We start from the raw sequence: 17,818 nt of genomic DNA, 5'->3' as shown, positions 1-17,818 counted from the left end.
AGAGGACCCGTGCACCCCACCCGGATCGGCGCCGCCACGGCGGCGGCCGCCCTCGCCCTCGGTGTCTTCACCAACGCGCGGGCCGAACCCCAGCACGACAGGGGCGGCACGCTCGTCGCGCAGACCACCGCCACCCACGCCCGCGTCCACAGCGACCGCCGCCCGATGGGCGCGGGCCTGTACGACCGCAAGGCGGACCGGACCTATGTCTCCTGGATGGGCAAGGACTCCGACGCCTACTTCCAGGACTACGACCACAAGGGCGGCCGCTGGAGCACGCCGGTCAAGATCGGCTCCTCCTTCAAGGACAAGCACAACTACCCGGTCATGGTCCAGGCCGACGACGGCAAGCTGCTGGTCTTCCACGGCGCGCACAACTCGCCGCTGCGCCTGGCCACGCGGGCGGCCGACGGAACGTGGAGCGACCGCGGCCTCGGTGACGTCGCGCCCTACTACGCCTCCTACCCGATGGCGCTGAAGGCCCGCAACGGCGACGTCTACGTCTTCTTCCGCGACACGCTCAAGGAGGACGACAAGACGGCCTTCGTCGACGACCGGCCGATGCAGTACCTCATGTCCACCGACGACGGCGTGACCTGGAAGAGCTCGGGCGAGCTGACCGGCCACCCGTACATCCTCGGTTCCGAGCGCGCGGACAACATGGACGAGGTCTACGTCGCCGAGATGACCGAGTACGGCGGCCGCTTCCACATGCTCTGGACGATGGCGGGCGGCGGCAAGCCCGACGTCCACGGCCACGGCACCCAGATCCACGACGTGTTCTACGCCGTCTTCGACCCGGCCACCCGGCACTTCTCCACGGTCACCGGCGAGGACCTCGGCACCCAGCTCGACCAGGCCGAGATGCTGGACAAGGCGATCGTCTGGCGCAGCAACAGGGAACTGCTGCACGGCACCGGCTTCACCCACTCGGTCCAGGTCATGGCCGACGGCAAGCCGGTGATCGTCTTCTACGACAACCAGACCGGCGGACAGCGCGCGTGGCTGACCGCGGGCCGCTGGAACGGCCGCTCGTGGGACTTCACCCGCCTCACCCAGGAGTACGGCCTGCTCGACAGCGAGAAGACCGGCCCCCACACGCTCCGGGTCTACACCACCAGGGGCAGCGAGCCGGGCATCACCGCCTTCACCCTCGACCGCGGCCGGAACTGGCGGCAGGGACAGTACATCTGGACCGACACCAAGCTCCAGAAGGGCAACGTGATCGAGGGCGGCAAGGACCCGGTCCGCATGCTCGCCGAGACCAACACCGGCACCCAGGACCAGACCGTGCAGACCGGAAACGTCTACGCCGTGGGAGAGATTCGATGATCAGGCAGCTCGCGGCGGCGCTCGTGCTGGTGGCCGCCTTCACCCCGTCCGCGGCGCAGGCCGCGGGCGATCGCTGGGAACTGCGCTGGAACCCCAGCCCGTCGCGCGACGGCGTCAACGCCTTCGAGGCGCTGGAGGACGACCGGCGCGGCTCGCACGCCGACGGCATGCCGCACGTCTCCGCCGGCAGGAACGCCTGGCGCTTCGACATGCACACCGTGGACCGCGACGGCTCCGACCGCCAGCGCAACGAGGTACGCGGCATGCGCGACGGCCGGGGCCGCGCCCTGGAGATGCGCAAGGACGAGACCTGGCGGATCAGCTGGCAGATGTACATTCCCGACACCCTGGACGCCACCTCCAGCTTCAGCCACATCTGGCAGCTCAAGACCTCCGACATCGGCACGCCGGTCGCCCAGCTCTCCCTGCCGATCAAGAGCGGCGTGCAGAAGATCGAGGCCCGCTACTGGACGCTGGCCGACAACGCCACGCACGGCTTCGCCTCCTACGACCTGGAGGCGATCCAGAACAAGTGGGTCACCACCACGATCGAGATCAAGTCCAGCGACAAGGGCTACATGCGCTGGGTGCTGAAGGACGGCCACCGCACGCTGGTGGACCAGCGGATCGACGACATCGACTTCTACTGGACGGAAGAGCAGTACAACCGTCCGAAGTGGGGCATCTACCGCAGCATCCGCAGCACCGGCCTGCAGGACACCCACATGCTGGTCAGGGACCTCAAGGCGTGGACGCTGGGGCCGGTCAACCCGCCGGTCCGGCTGCCGGCGCCCGACCCGGCCGCGTACGAGGCCGAGCGCAAGGGCACGCTCTTCGAGGGCGCGGCGGAACCCGTCTACTGCAAGATCTGCTCCGGCGGGCTCAAGACCATCCTCATCGGCGGCAACACCTACGACTACACCACGGTCAAGGGCATCCTCTCCGAGACCACCGCGACCAAGGAGATGACCGTCCACGCCGTCGTCAACGGCGCCCAGTCCTTCCGCGTCAGCGTGAACGGCGCAGACTCCGTCGAGGTGCCCATGACCGGCACCCCCGACAAGATCACCACGACGACCGTCCAGGTGCCGCTGATCGCGGGCGTCAACAACATCCGCTTCTTCAACCTCACCGCCAGGACGCCCGAGCTCGACAAGATCGTCATCAGGTAGGAGCGGAGCATGGATCTCACCAGGCGCGGGTTACTGGCCGCCGGCGGCGCGCTGGCGTTCGCCGCCGCGGGCACGGCCCCCGCACGGGCGGGCGCCCTCTGGCAGTCCGCCCTCGTGCGCTACGACCGCCGCGGCCGCCTCGTCTACACCGCCGACGCCGAGGGCAACCGCGTCCCGGACTTCAGCCACGCGGGCTACCGGGGCGGCGAGCGGCCCATCCCGCACGTGCGCGTGGTCAAGGTGATCAGGCCCGTCGAGGGCGACAACACCGCGCACATCCAGGCCGCGCTCGACGAGGTGGCGGCGCTGCCCCGGCGGCGGCGTGGCGCGCTGCTGTTGCTGCCCGGCCTCTATCCGGTCGCGGGCACCCTGTACGTGCGCGCCGACGGCCTCGTACTGCGCGGCACGGGCGACGGGGCCGACCCCGCGTCGGACACGATCATCAAGGCCACCGGCAACACGCCCAAGGACCGCAACGTCATCGTGGTCGGCGGCGTCGCGGGCGGCGGCTGGCGGGGTGAGGTTCCCGGCACCCGTACCGGCATCACGAGCGACTTCGTGCAGGTCGGCGCGCGCGAGTTCCGGGTCGCCGACCCGGGCGCGCTGCGGGCCGGGCACAACGTCGTCATCACCCACCCCTGCACCGAGGAGTGGCTGAAGGCGATCGACCACGGCGGGCACGACGTCGGCCCGCCGTGGAAGGTGGGCGAGCACCCGCTGTACTTCAACCGCTACGTCACCGACGTCTCCGGGGACGTCGTGACGGTCGACGTGCCCCTCTACAACCACCTCGACCGCGCCCACAGCCCGTCCTTCCTCTACACCTGGGACCGGGCCGGGCTGGTCACCGAGGTCGGCGTGGAGCGCCTGCGCGTCGACATCGAGTACACGGGCGATCCCGAGCAGGACGAGAACCACGCCTACAACGCGATCTACCTGCTGCGCTGCGAGGACGCCTGGGTACGCGACTGCACCGCCCTGCACTTCACCCAGGCCGGCTTCGCCACCCAGGAGACCACCCGCGCCACCATCCAGAACTGCCGCGCCGTCGACCCGGTCAGCATCGTCACCGGCAGCCGCCGCTACAACTTCAACACCTACACCTACTCGCAGCAGATCCTGTTCAAGGACTGCTACGCCTACAAGGCCAGGCACGCCTTCGTCTCCAACGGCCACAGCACGGTCTCCGGCATCGTGTTCCTGCGCGGCGTCTCGGAGTACGCGCTCAACTCCAGCGAGGGCCACCGCCGCTGGTCGCAGGGCCTGCTCTTCGACGGCCACCGCGATCTCGACCCGCACTACGACTACACGCTCGGCCTGTACAACCGCGGTCGCTACGGCACCTCGCACGGCTGGTCGGCGGCCCATTCCGTCGCCTGGAACTGCGACGTGTCCACCAGCAGGCTGATCGTCCAGAAGCCGCCCACGGCCCAGAACTACGCCATCGGCTGCCGCGGGACGATCACCGGCGACGGCCCGTTCGCCCAGCCCGCGGGCTACATCGAGGGCGCCAACCGGCCCGGCCTGCTGCCGCCCTCGCTCTATCAGGCACAGTTCCTCGACCGCCACCGATGAGTTCCGGCTTCCTCCGGGGTCTGCATAGGAAAGCGACCCACGACCCCGGAGGAAGACATGACCAGCCCCGCCCTGGACAGCATGCTGCTGGCCAGCACCGACCCGGTCCGGCTCAGCGACTGGTACGCCGCGGCGCTGGAGCCGGCCGAGACGGCCGACCTCGGCGACTACCGCTACCTGCGCTTCGGCACGTTCGGCGTGCTCTTCGACCGGCGCGCCGACGTGAGCGGCAAGAACCCCGAGCCCGCCAGGATGATCCTCAACTTCCAGGTGGACAATGCGAGAGAGGTCACGGCCCGCATGGAGGGCCTCGGGGTGACCTGGCTGGCTCCGCTGGAGGACCGCGACGGCAGCCTGTTCGCCACCGCGATCGACCCCGACGGCAACTACGTCCAGATCATCCAGCTCAGCCCCGAGCACCGCGCGGAAATGGAGGCGAAGTGATGTTCGGCCAGACCAAGGCGTTCAGCGGATTCTCCGTCGACGACGTGCCCAAGGCCAAGGCGTTCTACGAGGGCGTGCTCGGCCTGCGGGTCTCGGAGGAGAACGGGATGCTCACCCTGCACATCGCCGGTGATCGTGACATCCTCGTCTATCCCAAGGGGGAGGCGCACGAGCCCGCCGGCTACACCATCCTGAACTTCCCCGTCGACGACATCGACAAAGCCGTCGAGCAGCTCGGCGAGCGCGGCGTGGAGTTCGCCCGCTACCCGGGTTTCGAGCAGGAGGCCAACGGCGTCATGCGGGCCGGCGGGCCGCCGATCGCGTGGTTCACCGACCCGGCCGGCAACGTGCTGTCGGTCATCCAGATCTGACCAGCTGCAGCAGGCCGCCGGTGGGCACCGTGATCTGGTGCGTGCCGGCGGCCTCGAACGCGTGCGCGCCCCGGCCCACGACCTCGCCGCGGCAGTCGTAGACGGTGGCGCGGGCCGTACCGGCGAGGGCGGAGGTGAGCAGGACGGCGGTGTCGTCGTCGGCGTTGGCCAGCCACAGCGTGCCCGAAGAGGGCGCCGCGACCGGCACCGGCGCGTAGCGCGCGGCGATCACCACGCCGTCGCCCCGCGCGGTGACCAGCGGATACTGCAGGTCGGGCCGCGACGGCCGCAGCTGTCCACGCTGCAGCACCTCGGCGTGCTCCTTCACGAACGCCAGCCAGAAGCGCAGCGCCGCCGTCTGCGCGGCGCTCTGCGCGGTGAGGTCCACGGAGATCTGCGGCACCGCGAACAACACGTTGATCAGCTGCACGGCGACGCGCTCGGCGCTCTCCGCCGGGTGCCACATCATCATGTCCGCGTGTACGGCCAGCGGCCCCGCGACCAGGCGCAGGTCGATCGTGCGCTGGCGGTTGTGCAGCGCGCTGAGCGGGCAGTCGGAGGCGCGCACCATCGCGGCCTGCCCCCAGAGCCCCGGGCTGACGTACGGCTGCCGCAGCTCGATCGGCGCGTCCGCGGGCAGGCGCGCGCCCAGCTCGGCCAGCAGGAGGCGCACGCCCTCGTTGACGGTGGCGCAGTCGGCCTCGGGGCCGGGCTCCGGCGGGTCCTCGACGGCGAACTGGTCGATAAAGTCGATCTTGAGCCCGTCCATGCCCCACTCCTCGACGGCGCGGGCGAGGTTGTCGGTGAGCAGGTCGCGGATGTGGGGGTAGCGGGGGTCGACGACGACGGCGTTCATGTGGGGCTTGTAGGTGAGGCTGTAGTCCTGGACCTGGTCCCAGAGCGGGGTGTGGCGGCCGACGAAGGGGAGCGCGTACCAGAGCAGGTAGGCGAGGCCGTGGGCACGGACCTTGGCGACGTGTCCGGACATGTCGGGGAATGCGGTGGGGGAGGGGAGCCACTCGCCCACGTAGCCGTAGCCCCGGCCCCGGTCGTCGCTGTGCCAGCCGTCGTCCACGATGATCGCCTCGCAGCCCAGGGCGGCGGCCGCCGCCGCCTGGCGTTCCACGCTTTCGGCGCTCACGTGCTGCTGCATGGCGTACCAGGTGGAGTAGGCGGGCATCCGCGCGGCGCGCGGCACCTCCCGCGCGCCGCGCCCGGCCGACCACCAGGCGGCGACGCCGGCCAGCGTGTCGGCGAAGTGCCGGCCGCTGAGGTCGAGCCGCAGCACGAGGCCGGCCCCCGGGGCGGCCCGGTGCTCGGCCCAGAAGCCGAAGTCACCCGTCTCCTCGACCACGCCCGTGCGGATCAGCACCGGCCGCACGACCTCGGCCACCGCGTACGTGCACACCGACACGTCGCCCGCCCCGATCAGCGCGCCCACCGGCGCGCCCTTCTCCAGCGAGGTCTGGCGCGGGCGGCGCCAGAACGGCGGCAGGCCCCGGTGCTCGCCGCTGTCGGGCACCCAGAAGGCGGTCACGTCCACGCACGGCACCCGCCACGCCACGCGCACCGCCGCCGGCGCCCCGGGTGTCACCCGCACCTCCACCACGCCGTCGCCGGTGGGCACGACCTCCCACGCCAGCTCGACGGGCGCGCCGGCGGCGTCCGCCGCCACCGCGCTCGCCTGGGCCACCAGGCCGCCGAGGCCCAGGGGGATCTCCACCACGCCCGAGGCCGCGGCGGTGTCGTGGGGCTGCCAGATGGTCGCGGTCACTCATCTCTCCTGGAGGGTGAAGAGGGTCTGGATGGCCACCGCGGCGGCGCCGCGGGCCCACTGCTCGAACGGCGAGGGCCGCAGGATCAGGCGGCAGTCGGCCGCCGCGCCGAAGGCCTGCTGGGTGAAGGCCGTGCGGAGTTGGTCCTCGAACAGTTCGTAGGCGGCCAGGCCCGGCATGTCGCCGCTGACGATGATGCGCTCTGGGCCGATGAGGTTGGCCATGGCCGCCATCGCCCGTCCGATCGCCTCGCCCGCGCGGGCGAAGACCGCCATGGCGGCCGGTGAGCCCGAGCGCGCCGCGGCCATGGCGCCGTCGAGCGTCAGCGTGTCGTCGCCCAGCGCCGCGCGGGCCGCCGCGACGACGGCCGGGGTGCCCGCGATGGCCTCCACGCAGCCGTGGCCGCCGCAGTGGCACGGAGGGCTGTCGCCGCCGACCGGCACGTGCCCGATCTCGCCGGCCACGCCGCGCGCCCCGGCCACCAGGCGATCGTCCACGACGACCGCGCAGCCGATGCCGAGCCCGACCGTGACCAGCGCGAACGACGAGGCGCCCACGCCTTCGCCGAACCAGTGCTCTGCCACGGTGAGCGCCTTGACGTCGTTCTCCACGGTGACGGTCAGGCCGGTCGCGGCCCCGGCCAGCTCGCCGAGCGGCACCTCGTGCCAGCGCAGGAAGGGGGAGTAGCGCACCAGCCCGGTGTTCTTGTCGACGTCGCCGGAGATGGCCAGGCCGAGGGAGTGGCAGCGCTCGCGGTAGCCGGGCGCGCGGCCGAGCAGTTCGTCGGCGAGCGCTTTGAGCTCCGTCACCACGTGCTCGGGCGTGCGCGCGGTCAGCGGCCGGTGGGCCTCCTCGACGACCTGGGCGCGCAGGTCGGTGACGACGCCGATGAGGTCGTCGTCGGTGATCTTCACCCCGACGAAGAACTCCCGGTCGGGGCGGATGGCCAGGGGGCTGGCCGGGCGGCCCGCGCCGGGGCCGGTACGCTCGGTGGCCGCCATCTCGAAGAGATATCCCGCGTCGATGAACGGCCTGGCCGCCTTGGTGACGGCCGCCGACGACAGGCCGGTGCGCCTGGCGATCTCCACGCGGGAGACCGGACCCTGCGTCAGGACCATGGTGAAGACGGTGGCGGAGGCCGGGCTCGTGATCGTCGCCGCCCGCCCGCGCGAGGGATCCAGCATGGCCGCATAGTAGCAGTAATTAACTTCGTCAAGAATTGAATTCGCGAGAGGCCGTGCCTAGGCTCCAGATCATGAGCCTCATCGCTTTCGATCCCGCGCGACGCCGCTGGTCGCTCACCACTCCACGCACCAGCTACGTCATCGGGCTCACCGACGACGACGTGCCCGCCTGCCTGCACTGGGGGCCGAGGCTCACACCCGAGCAGGCCGCCGCGCTGCCCGGGGCCGTGCCGTTCAGGGCCAGTAGTTTCGACGAGTCCGGCGTGGCCGAGGAACTCCTCACCGAGGCCGGCGCCCGCTACGGCGCCGCCTCCCTGCAGATCCGCTTCGCCAACGGCGACACCGGCGTCGAGTGGCAGCACACCGGGCACGAGATCGAGGACGGCCACCTGACGATCCTGATGCGCGACCGCGCCCACCCGGTGGAGGTGGCGCTGCACTACCGCGTGCGCGCGGGCTGCGACGTCGTCGAGCGCTGGACGGAGATCCGCTCGGAGGAGCCCGTCACGCTGCTGCGCTGCGACTCGGCCGCCTGGAACCTGCCCCCGCTGCCCGGATACCGGCTCAGCCACGCCAGCGGCGGATGGGCCGCCGAGAACTCCGTGCGCCGCGTGGAGTTGCCCGTCGGCGAGACCGTGCTGACCAGCCGGCGCGGCATCACCAGCCACCAGGCCAACCCCTGGGTCATGGTGGACGCCGGCGAGGCGGGCGAGGAGCACGGCGAGGTCTGGAGCGCCGCCCTGGCCTGGAGCGGGAGCTGGCGCGTCACGCTCGGCCGGACCCCTTCCGGGCGCACCGGCTGGACCGGCGGGTTCGGCCACGAAGGGGTGTCCTGGCAGGGGACCGCGTGGAGCACGCCGGTCTTCGCCGGGCTCTACTCCGACGGCGGGTTCGGGGGCGCCAGCCGTACCTGGCATCGGTATGTCAACGAGCACGTCCGTCCGGCCGCCGGCGAGCTGCGGCCCCTGCTCTACAACTCGTGGGAGGCCGTCGGCTTCCACGTCGGCGAGGAGAGCCAGAAACGCATGGCGGCGCTGGCCGCCCGGGTCGGCGCGGAGGTGTTCGTCATGGACGACGCCTGGTTCGGCGGGCGCACCAGCGACCGGGCCGGGCTCGGCGACTGGTGGCCCAATCCCGAACGTTTCCCGCACGGGCTGACGCCGCTCATCGAGGAGGTCCACCGGCTCGGCATGAAGTTCGGGCTGTGGGTGGAGCCCGAGATGGTCAACCCCGACAGCGACCTCTACCGCGAGCACCCCGACTGGGTCGTGCACATGCCGGGACGGCCGCGCACCGAGCTGCGCCACCAGCTCCTGCTCGACTTCTCCCGCCCCGAGGTGGCCGACTGGGCGCACAAATGGCTGCACCGGCTGGTCAGCGAGCACGCCATCGACTTCCTCAAGTGGGACTGCAACCGCACCTTCACCCAGGCCGGCCCGGGCGACCTGCTGGTCGGCCACGTGCGGGCCGTCTACTCCATCCTCGACCGGCTGCGCGCCGACCATCCGCACCTGCGCGTGGAGGCCTGCTCGGGCGGCGGCGGGCGTACCGACCTCGGCATCATGGCCCGCACCGACCAGGTCTGGACCTCCGACAACACCGACGCCGCCGACCGCCTGTCCATCCAGCACGGCTTCACCCAGATCTACCCGGCCGGCGCCATGGCCGCCTGGGTCACCGACAGCCCCAACCCGATCACCGGCCGGCGCGTGCCGCTCGCCTTCCGCTTCCACGTGGCCATGGCCGGCGTGCTCGGACTCGGCGGCGACCTGCCGAACTGGAGCGAGCGGGAGCTCGACGAGGCCGCCGAGCTGGTCGCCGTCTACAAGGACATCCGCCCGGTCGTCCAGCACGGCGAGCTGCACCGGCTGCGCGAGGCCGTGCAGTACACGCTCGGCGACCGGGTCGTCGTGCTCGCCTTCAGGCGCCGCGGCGCGTTCGGCGCGCCCGGCGTGCCCCTGCGCCTTTCCGGGCTCGACCCCGACGCCCGCTACCGCGACGAGGACACCGGCGCCGTCCACCACGGCGTGCTGCTGACCTCACGCGGCCTGCTGCCCCCCTTCCCCAGCGACGACTACGCCAGCGCCCTCATCCGCCTGCGCAAGGAGCAGCCTTGACCCGCCGCTACGCCATCGTCGGACTCGGACACCGCGCCGGGATGTACGTCAACGCCCTGAGGGGCGACTGGAGCCACACGGGCGACCTGGTCGCCTTCTGCGACACCAACGCCTCCCGCATGGCCTCCTACGGCGCCGACGTGCCCGCCTACCGGGACTTCGGCCAGATGCTCGACCGGGCGCGCCCCGACGTCGTCATCGTCACCAGCCCCGACCGCACCCACCACGTCTACGCCGTCGCCGCCCTGGAGCGCGGCTGCGCCGTCATCGTCGAGAAGCCCCTCGCCACCACGGCCGAGGGCTGCCGGGCCATCGCCAAGGCCGCCGGCGACGTGACGATCACCTTCAACTACCGCTACTCGCCGCGCAACTCCACGGTCAAGCGCCTGCTCGCCGAGGGCGCCATCGGCGAGGTCACCTCCGTGCACTTCGAATGGCTGCTCGACACCATGCACGGCGCCGACTACTTCCGCCGCTGGCACCGCGACAAGGCCAACTCCGGCGGCCTGCTCGTGCACAAGTCCGGCCACCACTTCGACCTGGTCAACTGGTGGCTGGCCGCCGATCCGCGGACCGTCTACGCGCAAGGCGACCTGCGCTTCTACGGCCCCGCCAACGCTCCCGGCCCGCGCCCGCCCCGCAGCCGGGACTCCGGCCTCATCGGCGCCGACCGCTTCTCCATCGACCTCGCCGCCGACCCCCGCCTCGAAACCCTCTACCTCCAGGCCGAGCACGAGGACGGCTACCACCGCGACCAGGACGTCTTCGCCCCCGGCGTCACCATCGAGGACAACATGGCGGTGCTCGTCCGCTACGACTCCCGGGCGCTGCTGACCTACTCGCTGCACGCGCACGCGCCCTGGGAGGGCTACCGGGTCGCGCTCAACGGCACGCTCGGCCGGATCGAACTCGACGTCGTCGAACGCGAATGGGCCGACCCGGACTCGGCCGCCAAGCTCGGCAAGGGCGCCAGACGGCTCACCGAGGGCCGGGTACGCGGCGAGCGCCTCGTCCTGCAGCGCCACTGGGAACCCGCCGAGGAGATCGAGATCCCGACCGGCTCCGGCGGGCACGGCGGCGGCGACCGGCTCCTGCTCGACGACCTGTTCGGCACCCCGGCCCCCGACCCGCTCGGCCGCCGCGCCGACTACACCGACGGCATCCGCGCCGCCGGGATCGGCATCGCGGCCAACACGTCCATCGAGACGGGCCTGCCGGTGCGGGTCTGAGTCGCATGGACCGCGTCACGCTGACGCCCGCGGCCACCGCCGTCTTCGCCACCGTGCTCACCCGCGGGCCGATCTCCAGGACCGAGGTGTCGCGGGTCACGGGATTGTCGACGGCGGCCGTCACCAAGGTGGTCAGGCCCATCCTGGCCGCCGGGTACCTGGACGAACTGCCCGTCGGGCCGGCCTTGGCCGGGTCGGGGCGGCCGGCGGCGCCGCTGGCCGTACGGGCCGATCGGGAGTTCTTCGCCGGGGTGTGGCTGCGAGCGGGGGAACTGGTCGTGGTGCTGGCGGACCTGCGGGCCGGGGTGCGGGCGGCGCACCGGGTTCCCCTGCCCGGCGCGGACGTGGCCGCCGCGGTCGCCGCCATCGCCCGTGCCGTCGCCGTCGTGGGCGCGCCCGGCGCCCTGGTGCGGCGGGTGGGGGTGGCGGTGCCGGGGGAGGTGGACCGGCGCTCCGGCACGGTGCGGCGCGGGCCGTACCCGGGCTGGCACGACGTGCCGCTCGCGGCGCTCGTGCGCGAGGCGACCGGCCTGCCGGCCACCGTCGAGAACGACGTGAGGGCGCTGACCGTCGCCGAGCAGTGGTTCGGGGAGGGGGCGGGCACCCGCTCGTTCGCGCTGGTGACGGTGGGCGAGGGGGTCGGCTGCGGGCTCGTGGTCAACGGCACGCTGGTCGAGGGAGGGTACGGCGTGGCCGGCGAGATCGGCCACGTCCCGGTGGACGACGCCGGCCCGCGCTGCCACTGCGGCGGCCGGGGCTGCGTCCAGGCGATCGCCGCCGAGCCCGCCGTCGTGGCCCGGATCCGCGCCGCGACCGGTCGGGCCGCCCTGGACCTGCCCGGCGCCATCGCCCTGGCTCAGGCGGGCGAGCGGGCGGCGCTGGAGTCGTTCGCCGCGGCCGGACGGGCGGTGGGACGGGGCATCGCGGCCATGGTCAACATGTTCGGGCCCGAGAAGGTCGTGGTCACCGGGGACAGCGTGGCCGTACTGGAGAGGGATCTGCGCGCCGCCTATGGTCCGCAGGCGTTCGGCGCGGCGGGCGGCTGCCCGCTGATCGTCGAGCCGCTGCCCCCCGAGTCGTGGGCGCGCGCCGCGGCGGCGGTCACGATCATGGCCCTCATCGGCCTGGGCCCCGGTTAGCTCAACCGGCTGATGGTCACGGCGGCGGCGGTGCGGGCGGCCTGCCAGACCTCCTCCAGCGAGTCGCCCCGGTCCATGGCCGCCATCACGGTCAGCTTGGCCGCCCCCACCAGCGAGCCGACGATCGTGGCCGCCTCCAGGAGGTCGAGCTCGTCCGCGTAGGCCTCGTGCAGCGCCTTGGCCAGCCGCAGCTGGCTGTCGAACAGCAGGTGCAGCGCCTTGGCCTGCAGGGCGGGCACGCTCATGATCAGGTGGGCCCGCTCGGGGCTCAGGTCGAGCGCGAGGTCCTCCTTGGCGGTCCAGTTCAGGCTGGTCTCGGTCACCCGCAGCAGAAGCTCGCCGATCGGCTCGCCGGGGCGGCGCTGCCTGACCATGTCGAGCACGGTCTCCAGCCGCAGGCCGCCGTCATGGAAGAGCACGTCTTCCTTGCTGTCGAAGTAGCTGAAGAACGTGCGTGTCGACACGTCGGCCGCCGCGGCGATCTCGGCCAGCGTGGTCTCCTCGTAGCCCTTCTCGGCGAAGAGCCGGAGCGCAGCCTCGATCAGCGCGTGCCTGGTGCGCACCTTCTTGCGCTCGCGTAGCCCCGTCATGGCGAAACTCTACACTGCCTTATGATTTGCATCCATTGAAAAATTACATCAATTGAGGTTTTCTGGACTCATGACAACCTTTCCCATGCGGCGGCAGCGGCCGCTCGACCCGCCCGACGAGTTCGGCGTCCTGCGCGAGCAGGGTTCCGTGCACCGCATGACCTACCCGGACGGCCACGAGGGCTGGCTCGTCACCGGATACGGCGCCGCCCGCGCCATCCTCGCCGACAACCGCTTCAGCAACCGCATGGAGCTCCAGCACCAGGCCATCCCGTCGCGAGCGGCGATCGCGGAGAAGTTCAAGAAGCAGATGCCGGACAGCAAGCCGCAGCCGGGGATGTTCCTGCGGATGGACCCGCCCGACCACACCCGCTTCCGCAAGCTGCTGACCGGCCAGTTCACGGTCCGGCGGATGAAGGGGCTGGAGCCGCGGATCGCCGAGATCACCGAGGAGCGGCTCGACTTCATGACGGCGCCGGCCGACCTGGTCAAGGACTTCGCGCTGCCGATTCCGTCGCTGGTCATCTGCGAGCTGCTCGGCGTGCCGTACGAGGACAGGGAGACTTTCCAGCGCGACTCGGCCACGCTGCTGTCGTTCGACGGCGAGGCCGACACGCTGATCGCCGCCTACCAGGATCTGGCCGGGTACCTGTACGGGCTCATCGCGAAGAAGCGCGCCCAGCCCGACGAGGCGCTGCTCAGCGGGCTGCTCGACCTGGAGGACGACGAACTGCTCGGCGTGGCGTTCCTGCTGCTCATCGCCGGCCACGAGACCACCGCGAACATGCTCGGCCTCGGCACCTACGCCCTGCTCACCAACCCCGGCCAGCTCGCGCTCATGCGCGATGACCCGTCGGCGGTGGACAACGGGGTCGAGGAACTGCTCCGCTACCTCACGATCATCCACGCCGGCCCGATCAGGGCGGCGCTGGAGGACGTCGAGATCGAGGGCCACCGGATCAAGGCGGGGGAGTCGGTCACGATCTCGCTGTCCTCGGCCAACCGCGACCCCGCCCACTTCGAGGCGCCCGACCGGCTCGACCTCACCCGCGCCACCGCCGGCCACCTGACCTTCGGGCACGGCATCCACCAGTGCCTCGGCCAGCAACTGGCCAGGATCGAGATGCGCATCGCCTTCCCCGCGCTGCTGCGGCGCTTCCCCGGTCTACGGCTGGCGTGCGCGCCTTCGGAGGTGCCGATGCGCTCGGACATGGCCATCTATGGTGTGCACCGCCTCCCCGTGACCTGGTAGAGAGGTAGGCATGGAGATCAAAGCGGACACGGACGTCTGCATCGGAGCCGGCATGTGCGCGCTGACCGCGCCCGAGGTGTTCGACCAGAGCGAGGAGGAGGGCACCGTCGTGGTGCTCGTCTCACCCGTTCCGGAAGGGCAGGAGGCTCTGGTACGGCGGGCCGTACAACAGTGCCCTTCGGGCGCGATCAGCGTCTGAGCACGAGTCAGGAAGCGGCGTTCACGGCGACGGCGCGGTCCAGGGCGGGCGGGGAGACGGGGCCCTTCGCGAGGAAAGCACGGAAGGCCTCGTAGTCCCGGCTGCCGCGGACCGCGCCGGTGTACCCGGCGAAGGCGCTGTAACCGTCGGCGCCGATCAGGGTGTAGGCCAGGGCGGCGAGACGGTAGCCGCGGGCCGGGTCGAGCGGCTTGCCGTCGATGAGCACGTTCTCGACGCGCTCGCCGACCGGCTTGCTCACGTCATACGAGAAGCGGACATTTCCTGATACGGCAAGCGGGGCGAAGCGCACTGTCCCGTTGGGCTGCGTCTGCCACTGCTGCTCAAGCGCCTGGTCGATCTGGCTGCCCTTGACGGTCGCGGTGACCACCGGGTTGGCGTAGCCCCAGGTGTTCCACGCCTCGCCGAACAGCACCTTGCCGTCACCGTCGGCCGGATCCGCGCCCTTGGCGAAGCGCAGGTCGCCGCGCAACGAGTTCGAGCCCTTCACCGGCGCCACCGCCACCATGGCCAGGTCGGCGTCGGCACTGTCGGCGCGCTCGGCGTCGGCGAGCACGTTGCCGAGCGTGCTCTCGCCGTCGGCGTCGCGGGTCCTGGTCAGGTCGCCGGTGATCGTACCGACCTGGCGGGCGGAGACGCCCTTCTCGGCGGCCACCCAGTGGTCGACCAGCTTGACCATCGCCGGGTCGGCGGGGACGTCCCTGGTGACCGGGTGGTTCGTGGAGACCGTGGCCGAGCGGATCACCTCGCGGGTGCGGCGGTCGATCTTCAGGTTGATCTCGTTGATCAGCTTGCCGTGGAAGGCGGCCTCGACGACCGGGCGCGGGTTGCCCTCCGGGTCGGGGATCGAGCAGTTGAACGGCGCGTGCCAGTGGCCCGTCACGATCGCGTCGATCTCGGCGGAGGCCTGCCGGGCGAAGTCGATGACCGGGCCGGTGGGGTTGGCGTTGCACCGGTCGTAGACGTCGCCGGCCGTACCGCCCTCGTGGACGTTGGCCACGATCGCCTCGACGCCGCGCCGCTTGAGCTCGGCCACGTACTTGTCGGCCGTCTCCACCAGCGGCAGGTTGTCCAGCGACGGCTGGAACGAGGTCGAGCCGTCCACCGTCGTCGTGGTCGTCAGGTTGATGAACCCGACCGGCACGCCCTGGAAGTACTTGATCACATAGGGCTTGAGCACCGGCCGCGTGCTGCCCTTGCGCGTCACGTTGGCCGCGGAGAAGTCGAAGCGCGCGCCGCGGAAACGGCGCCCGTCGGAGTCGGTGAAACAGCTGTCCAGGCCGCGCTGCCCGAAGCACTTGCCGCGGCCCATGTGGTCGCGCAGGAACTCCAGCGAGATGTCCAGCTCATGGTTGCCCACGGCCGAGAAGTCCACGCCGATCTTGTTCAGGAACTCGATCGTCGGCTCGTCGGCCAGCCTGGCCACCTCCGGCGGCCAGCCGCTGAAACTGTCTCCCGTGGTGAAGGTGACGGTGTTGCGCCTGCCCTGGCGCAGGTTGTTCAGATGCGTCGCGATGTACGGCGCGCCGCCCACCACGATGGTGTTGCCCTGGGCGTCCTTGATGGTGCCGTTGCCGGCGTCGGTGTGGGGACGGATGTAGCCGTGGAAGTCCGTGAGGGACAGCAACTGCACGTCGACGGACCTGCGGCCGGAGGCCGAGTCCGCCGTGGGGGGTTCGGCGGCCCGCGTATCGGCGAAGGCTTGGGTCCCGCTGAGGACGGCTATGGCCGCGGCGATGACCGCGCCTCGAAGGGGGAATCGCACGCAATGCTCCTATTGTCGGTAATTGCGTGCCAGATCCTCCGGGTCTCGCCCCTACGTCCGGTAAAGCGTTCCCCAACCCCGGGCAAACGATCACCAACGGTTCTTGCTCCCGAAGATCCACCCTTGGCGCGGTGCTTCGCTCGGGCGTTCGTGGCCGGCCGGCTTGTGGGTGGCGTGCTTAGGAGGTTGTGGCGCGGCTCTTCTTCGCCGTGCGCAGTGCAGTTCTTCGACCCTGTGGGGTGAACCCCTGAAGGGCGGATCCCGCCTCGTGGTTGGGCTGTGGGCCGGAAAGAGCACGATCCCCCAGTGTGGCCGCCTCCGCCGGTCGCTGATCGAACCCGTGTTCGCAGAATCGGTTGACATCCAAGGTGATCGAAATTATGTTCGATGCTGGACGCGGGGCTCGCGGCTCGCGTCTGCAGGTCCTGGTCGCGGGCGAACCGCCTCCCCCATGGCGGAGGTCCGCGATCAGGGTCCACGGGCGAAGGGCGTGTCCTCGTCGTCGGCGGAGACGAGTGGGCGCGTCCCGGCCGGACGGGGTGAGGGGAAGCTCCTCGTCCGGCCGCCCGGCGGAAATGTCGGTGGGCTCTGAAATTGTTAGCACCACCGGTGGAAACGCCGGCAGCCCCCATAACCCCAAGGAGGCGCGCAAGATGTCCCGACGGCAGACAGACAACACCGGCCCCCGGCTGTCGCCCGCGGTGCGGGCACACCTGGCGGATGCACGTGCCTGCCTGGCTGAGGCGATGACGGCCCGCACCCCGGCGACACGATATGTGGCGGCCCACATGGCGGCGCTGAGAGCGTCCGCCGCGATCCTGGCCGCCCACCCGAGGCCGATGGAGGGCCGCAGACGCCGCCTGCGCAGCGCCTGGGAGCTCCTGCCCGAAGCCGAACCCGACCTTGCCCCGTGGGCCGCCTACTTCGCGCAGAGCGCCGCCAAGCGCGCCGCTGCCGAGGCTGGCGTGGTCCGCGGCATCACCTCGGCCGACGCCGACGAACTCCTGGCCGAGGCCGAGACGTTCGTCACCACGGCCGAGTCCCTCCTGGGCGTCCCCGCCCAGCCCCAACTCCCCATGGACATCCCCCTCGCCGGCTAGCACGAGCCACCACGGCATGGCCTTCCCCCATGCCGGCTCCCACTACCGGCGAGGGGGCACCCCCCCACCACCACCCCAGCGCGCCCCGGTCCGCCCCGGGCGCCCACACCTGCCCCAGGCGACAATCCCCGGCGAAGTGGATCGCCCTGACCAACGAGCCACCCACCGCCCACCCAAGCCGCCCGGGACAACAGCGCCCCGCGAAGGGCGGCAGCCGCATGCCCAGAGGCACCAGCGACCACCCTCATCACCTGCGACCCTGCCCAACGACAGCGCACCACCCGGCGGCGACAGCACGCCATCCGGCACCGTCTGCCTGCCGGCCACAGCGCATCATCCGGCACCTGGCGCCTGGCGGCGACCGCCCGCCATCAGGAGGCGTGGCCTGGCCGGGGTAGGCACCCCATAGGGCGGGGGACGCCCCGCAGGGCCTGCGGTGCCCGGGGGCGGGGGCGGGCCCCCCCCCGCCTGGGGGGGGGCCCGCGCGGCGGGCCCCCCCCCCCACGGGCCCCCCCCCCGCCGCGCTGGGCATGCGGTGACGGTTGGCGGATGTGGC

General features: G+C 71.7%; 15 protein-coding genes. 11 read left to right on the top strand and 4 right to left on the bottom strand.

Annotated features, from left to right (window positions below; translation table 11 throughout):
* Positions 1-9 precede the first annotated feature (9 nt).
* From ACFWY5_RS07310 to ACFWY5_RS07290, 5 genes are read left to right on the top strand one after another with little or no spacing between them, the layout of a single operon-like run.
* A complete protein-coding gene (locus ACFWY5_RS07310; protein ID WP_379630807.1) occupies positions 10-1,332 on the top strand; it encodes a BNR-4 repeat-containing protein in 1,323 nt (440 codons plus the stop codon).
* Positions 1,329-2,504, top strand: coding sequence for a hypothetical protein (locus ACFWY5_RS07305; protein ID WP_379630806.1), 1,176 nt, complete (start codon positions 1,329-1,331; stop codon positions 2,502-2,504). The genes ACFWY5_RS07310 and ACFWY5_RS07305 overlap by 4 nt, the downstream gene beginning before the upstream one ends.
* A 9-nt stretch (positions 2,505-2,513) precedes the next feature.
* Complete coding sequence (locus tag ACFWY5_RS07300; RefSeq protein WP_379630805.1) at positions 2,514-4,079, top strand: right-handed parallel beta-helix repeat-containing protein; 1,566 nt, start codon at positions 2,514-2,516, stop codon at positions 4,077-4,079.
* Positions 4,080-4,136: 57 nt separating this feature from the next.
* A complete protein-coding gene (locus ACFWY5_RS07295) occupies positions 4,137-4,523 on the top strand; it encodes a VOC family protein (protein ID WP_379621405.1) in 387 nt (128 codons plus the stop codon).
* The gene (locus ACFWY5_RS07290; RefSeq protein ID WP_379630804.1) at positions 4,523-4,894 is read left to right on the top strand and encodes a VOC family protein; all 372 of its coding nucleotides are present in this window, start codon (positions 4,523-4,525) and stop codon (positions 4,892-4,894) included. Before ACFWY5_RS07295 ends, ACFWY5_RS07290 begins: the two co-directional genes overlap by 1 nt.
* On the opposite strand, the gene ACFWY5_RS07285 is transcribed toward ACFWY5_RS07290, so the two are convergent.
* Both ACFWY5_RS07285 and ACFWY5_RS07280 read right to left on the bottom strand, forming a co-directional pair.
* A complete protein-coding gene (locus ACFWY5_RS07285) occupies positions 4,881-6,668 on the bottom strand; it encodes a glycoside hydrolase family 36 protein (RefSeq protein WP_379630803.1) in 1,788 nt (595 codons plus the stop codon). The two genes, ACFWY5_RS07290 and ACFWY5_RS07285, sit on opposite strands and share 14 nt — an antisense overlap.
* Positions 6,669-7,853, bottom strand: coding sequence for an ROK family protein (locus ACFWY5_RS07280; RefSeq protein ID WP_379630802.1), 1,185 nt, complete (start codon positions 7,851-7,853; stop codon positions 6,669-6,671). It lies immediately after the preceding gene.
* Positions 7,854-7,924: 71 nt separating this feature from the next.
* Here ACFWY5_RS07280 and ACFWY5_RS07275 point away from each other — a divergent pair, with 71 nt between their 5' ends.
* From ACFWY5_RS07275 to ACFWY5_RS07265, 3 genes are read left to right on the top strand one after another with little or no spacing between them, the layout of a single operon-like run.
* Positions 7,925-9,970 (top strand): alpha-galactosidase, encoded by a 2,046-nt coding sequence (locus ACFWY5_RS07275; protein WP_379630801.1) that lies wholly within the window; start codon positions 7,925-7,927, stop codon positions 9,968-9,970.
* Positions 9,967-11,199: a Gfo/Idh/MocA family protein gene (locus ACFWY5_RS07270; RefSeq protein ID WP_379630800.1), complete on the top strand. Its 1,233-nt coding sequence runs from the start codon at positions 9,967-9,969 to the stop codon at positions 11,197-11,199. The genes ACFWY5_RS07275 and ACFWY5_RS07270 overlap by 4 nt, the downstream gene beginning before the upstream one ends.
* A 5-nt stretch (positions 11,200-11,204) precedes the next feature.
* A complete protein-coding gene (locus tag ACFWY5_RS07265; protein WP_379630799.1) occupies positions 11,205-12,338 on the top strand; it encodes an ROK family protein in 1,134 nt (377 codons plus the stop codon).
* Here the strand turns inward: ACFWY5_RS07265 and ACFWY5_RS07260 are convergent.
* On the bottom strand, positions 12,335-12,928 hold the full coding sequence (locus tag ACFWY5_RS07260; protein ID WP_379621391.1) for a TetR/AcrR family transcriptional regulator: 594 nt from the start codon (positions 12,926-12,928) through the stop codon (positions 12,335-12,337). The genes ACFWY5_RS07265 and ACFWY5_RS07260 overlap by 4 nt on opposite strands.
* Positions 12,929-12,998: 70 nt before the next feature.
* Between ACFWY5_RS07260 and ACFWY5_RS07255 the strand changes: the two genes are divergently transcribed.
* Positions 12,999-14,180, top strand: a complete 1,182-nt coding sequence (locus ACFWY5_RS07255) for a cytochrome P450 (RefSeq protein WP_379630798.1) — start codon at positions 12,999-13,001, stop codon at positions 14,178-14,180.
* Positions 14,181-14,190: 10 nt separating this feature from the next.
* The gene (locus ACFWY5_RS07250; protein ID WP_184960620.1) at positions 14,191-14,379 is read left to right on the top strand and encodes a ferredoxin; all 189 of its coding nucleotides are present in this window, start codon (positions 14,191-14,193) and stop codon (positions 14,377-14,379) included.
* 7 nt (positions 14,380-14,386) lie between these two features.
* On the opposite strand, the gene ACFWY5_RS07245 is transcribed toward ACFWY5_RS07250, so the two are convergent.
* Positions 14,387-16,162, bottom strand: coding sequence for a bifunctional metallophosphatase/5'-nucleotidase (locus ACFWY5_RS07245; protein WP_379630797.1), 1,776 nt, complete (start codon positions 16,160-16,162; stop codon positions 14,387-14,389).
* Positions 16,163-16,815: 653 nt separating this feature from the next.
* Between ACFWY5_RS07245 and ACFWY5_RS07240 the strand changes: the two genes are divergently transcribed.
* Positions 16,816-17,262, top strand: a complete 447-nt coding sequence (locus tag ACFWY5_RS07240; RefSeq protein WP_379621385.1) for an SAV_6107 family HEPN domain-containing protein — start codon at positions 16,816-16,818, stop codon at positions 17,260-17,262.
* The last annotated feature ends 556 nt before the right edge of the window (positions 17,263-17,818 follow it).

This window comes from Nonomuraea sp. NPDC059007, from assembly GCF_042740555.1.
GTDB lineage: Bacteria > Actinomycetota > Actinomycetes > Streptosporangiales > Streptosporangiaceae > Nonomuraea.
Note: the sequence above shows the minus strand (reverse complement) of the source record. Positions and strands in the feature narration are given on the sequence as shown.